This is a genomic window from Actinopolymorpha sp. B11F2, assembly GCF_040195635.1.
Taxonomy (GTDB): Bacteria; Actinomycetota; Actinomycetes; order Propionibacteriales; family Actinopolymorphaceae; genus Thermasporomyces.
In genome coordinates, this window is record NZ_JBEFTX010000047.1 from 1 (window position 1) to 2909 (window position 2909).

Genomic DNA, 2909 nt, shown 5'->3' on the forward strand with positions numbered 1-2909 from the left:
ATATCGGCGACTTCAAGCACCGCTCGATCTACCAGGAGTTCCTTCCATTACCAGCGAAGACACGGCCACCATGATCAACAGAGACGAAGCTCACACCAGAGAACCAGGTTCAGGAACAGGCTCTTAGCCCGTGACGTGCCGCTCGGCTACACCGACGCTGGCCCCGGCCGCCGATGGGTGTCCCAGATCCCAAGGGATCCCATCGCACGTCAGCCGGAACCGTTCATCTTGTTGGGACGGCATGAGCCTTCCCAACCGCCCTCTGACAGTGAGGCCAGGCTGTGCGGCGCATGCCCTTGCTGTCAGCGCCTCTCGCTACTCTCGCCAGCATGATCGAACAGATCCGTATCGCGGCCTTGGGCCAGGACGAGGAGCACTACACGGCGCCGCCGGCGCGCATCCTGGCCATGGAGGTCGTGGCGGGGGATGCCTACCTCGACATCTACGAAACCGATCCTGCTGGCAAGGTGCTTGACGAGCCGGCGTTCTCGGTGCGCGTCCCTGCCAGGTCGCTGGCTCTCGCGTTGAACGCGGCGATCGAGGATTCCGACCAGCGCGCTGAAAGTAGACAGTGAACGTGCGTGTGTGGCGCCGGTAGCTGCGGCAAGCTGACCGTCTGGGTAGCGCCAACAACGCGGTTGTCTGCCACCGTTAGCAGTGTCAGTGTTCATGTGGCCGTTCGCGGCGCGGCCGGCAACGGCCACTTCGGTTCACTGTCAGTGGCCGCGATCAGGGTCCGGCCTGTCGGCGTCAATTCGACGCGCATCACAGCCCGTCGTGAGGTTGGCCTGCTGACTTCGCGGAAACCCGCGGTGGCGAAGAGGTTCCGGCTACCTACATACAGCGCGGCTGAGCCGACCTCTTCGCCTGGCTGCGTCACGATCGGATATCCCTCGACCGCGCGGGCGCCCCGGTCGCGGGCGAAGTCAATGCTGGCCCGAGCGAGGGCAGACCCGATACCGCGGCCGCGATATCCCCTTCGCACGACGAAACACGTCACAGCCCAAACGCCGTCGTCGGTCCTGCTCTCGTCGCGGCCGGCCCAGGGAACGCGCATCCTCCGTAGCCGTGGGTACGCGGTACGAGGCCCAACGGCACACCAGCCGACCGCCTCACCTTCCAAGTACGCGACCATGCCGGAGGTCGACCGGGCCTCCGTGTCACCGCAGCTGGTCTGCTCACGCAGGCGCTCGGTGCGCTCCTCGACACCCACCGAAAACCGCCACTCCTCGTTGTCCAACTTGAAGAACTGGCACTGACACTGCCGGCCTTCGCCCGTGCTGAAGACCGCCTGCAGGTCATCCGAGGCTGCCTCGCTGGCCGGGACGATCCTCAGCTGATCCGGTGGATTCGCAGTCGTCATGGCAGGACAATAGGTCTATTCGCGGTCAGATACTGGCCGCGAAGCGGCTCATTCGGCCGAACGCAAGCGACGGCCAAGGTAGAACGAGAGTGCCCCGGTGAAGTTTCCTGGTCTCCTGCTCGCCAATACGTGCGGGCACCGTCGGATAGTGTCCGTGCGTGGGTACCGGCGAGACGCGGTGGACGATCCACGGTGAGCGGGTCGTGGACGAGAATCGGCACATCCGGTTGTCGACGGTGGATGTCGAGTTGCCGGATGGGGTGCGGTTCACCCAGTACGTGGCACGGATGCCGCGGTGCGCGATGACGCTGGTGCTGGATGACCAGCCGCGGGTGCTGTTGATGTTCCGGCACCGGTTCATCGTCGAGCGTTGGGTGTGGGAGCTGCCGGGCGGTTATGTCGATCATGCCGAGGATGTGGCGACAGCGGCGGCTCGGGAGGTCGAGGAGGAGACCGGCTGGCGACCGAGGTCAATGGAACACCTGGTGACGTTCCAGCCCTCGATTGGCTCGCTTGACCAGCCACAGGAGATCTATCTCGCACGTGGCGCGGACCGCGTCGCGACGGTGCCGGATGTGAACGAGGCCGAGGATGTCCGGTGGGTGCCGTTGACCGAGGCGGTCGCGATGATCGACAGCGGTGCGATCCTTGGCGCGGCGACGGTGGTGGGGATCTACCGGGCGCTCACCCTCGCGCCGTGACGGCGGCGGCTAAGGCGATCCGGTTCCGGAAGTGGGCCACCTCGGGGATCCGGGCGTGTCTGGTGAGGCGGTGTCGCAGGTCGCGCAGGTAGCTGAGGCTGCGCCTGGAGGCGAGTCCGCCTGCGATGGTGAGTGCCTGGTCGCCGAGGCGGGCGGCCTCGAGTGGGTCCTCGGCGGAACGCGCCGCGGCGAGCAGACACAGGTTGAATGCTCGTCCTCGCTGGTAGCCGTCCGACATCCGCAGCGACTGTTCGGCGTACTCGCCGCTGCGTCGCGGGTCGTCGAGGTCGCGGAAGCAGTGTCCGAACTTCGCCGACAGGTACGCCTGGTCGAAGTAGCGCAGCCAGCCGGGTGGCGTGGGTGCGGATCGGCCGAATGTCGTCTCCGCGGCGCTGAGGGACCTGGCGCAGGCGAGGGCGTCGCGTCGGGCGGCGTGCCCGTGGGCCTCGACTATGTGGCACTCGGACTCCAGCACCGCGAGTCCCGCCTTGCGGGCCCCGATCTGGGCTGCGCGGGCGAGGTCGACGGCTTCGCCGGATCGTCCGATGTAGGTGGCCTGGTGGCTCATGGCGGCGAGGATCTCGGCGGCGAGTGCGTGGTCGCTGGCGGCGCGGGCCATCCGTAGGGCCTGGATCAGGTAGCGCTGGGCGATACCGTGCTGTTCGTCGTCGTAGGCCATCCAGCCGGCCAGCTTGGTCAGGTCGGCCGCTGCGGCGAAGGGTCAAGTCCATTGGTGTGGTGTATCGGTCGTGTCGCGTGATCCGTTGGTTGGTTAGGCGCTGAGCGCCGGGATGGTGTTGTCGTTCACCTCCTCGGTGGTTGGGTTGGGGGCGCGTCGGGCTTTG

General features: G+C 66.7%; 3 protein-coding genes and 1 pseudogene. 2 read left to right on the top strand and 2 right to left on the bottom strand.

Annotated elements, in window-relative coordinates:
* Positions 1–329 precede the first annotated feature (329 nt).
* Positions 330–575: a hypothetical protein gene (locus ABN034_RS34095; protein ID WP_349695083.1), complete on the top strand. Its 246-nt coding sequence runs from the start codon at positions 330–332 to the stop codon at positions 573–575.
* Between the two features lie 92 nt (positions 576–667).
* Here ABN034_RS34095 and ABN034_RS34100 read toward each other — a convergent pair whose 3' ends face one another.
* Positions 668–1363 carry a GNAT family N-acetyltransferase gene (locus ABN034_RS34100; protein WP_349695084.1) on the bottom strand — a complete coding sequence of 232 codons (696 nt, stop codon included), beginning with the start codon at positions 1361–1363 and terminating at the stop codon, positions 668–670.
* Between the two features lie 158 nt (positions 1364–1521).
* On the opposite strand from ABN034_RS34100, the gene ABN034_RS34105 reads away from it, so the two are divergent.
* Positions 1522–2064, top strand: a complete 543-nt coding sequence (locus ABN034_RS34105; protein ID WP_349695085.1) for an NUDIX hydrolase — start codon at positions 1522–1524, stop codon at positions 2062–2064.
* Here the strand turns inward: ABN034_RS34105 and ABN034_RS34110 are convergent.
* Positions 2048–2770, bottom strand: a pseudogene (locus ABN034_RS34110) (NsdA family TPR-like regulatory protein); the annotation flags it as partial. The gene ABN034_RS34105 and the pseudogene ABN034_RS34110 overlap by 17 nt on opposite strands.
* Positions 2771–2909 lie beyond the last annotated feature (139 nt).

Coding starts and splice junctions, on each gene's coding strand:
- ABN034_RS34095 (WP_349695083.1), top strand. CDS start 330: ATGATCGAACAGATCCGTATCGCGGCCTTGGGCCAGGACGAGGAGCAC.
- ABN034_RS34100 (WP_349695084.1), bottom strand. CDS start 1,363: ATGACGACTGCGAATCCACCGGATCAGCTGAGGATCGTCCCGGCCAGC.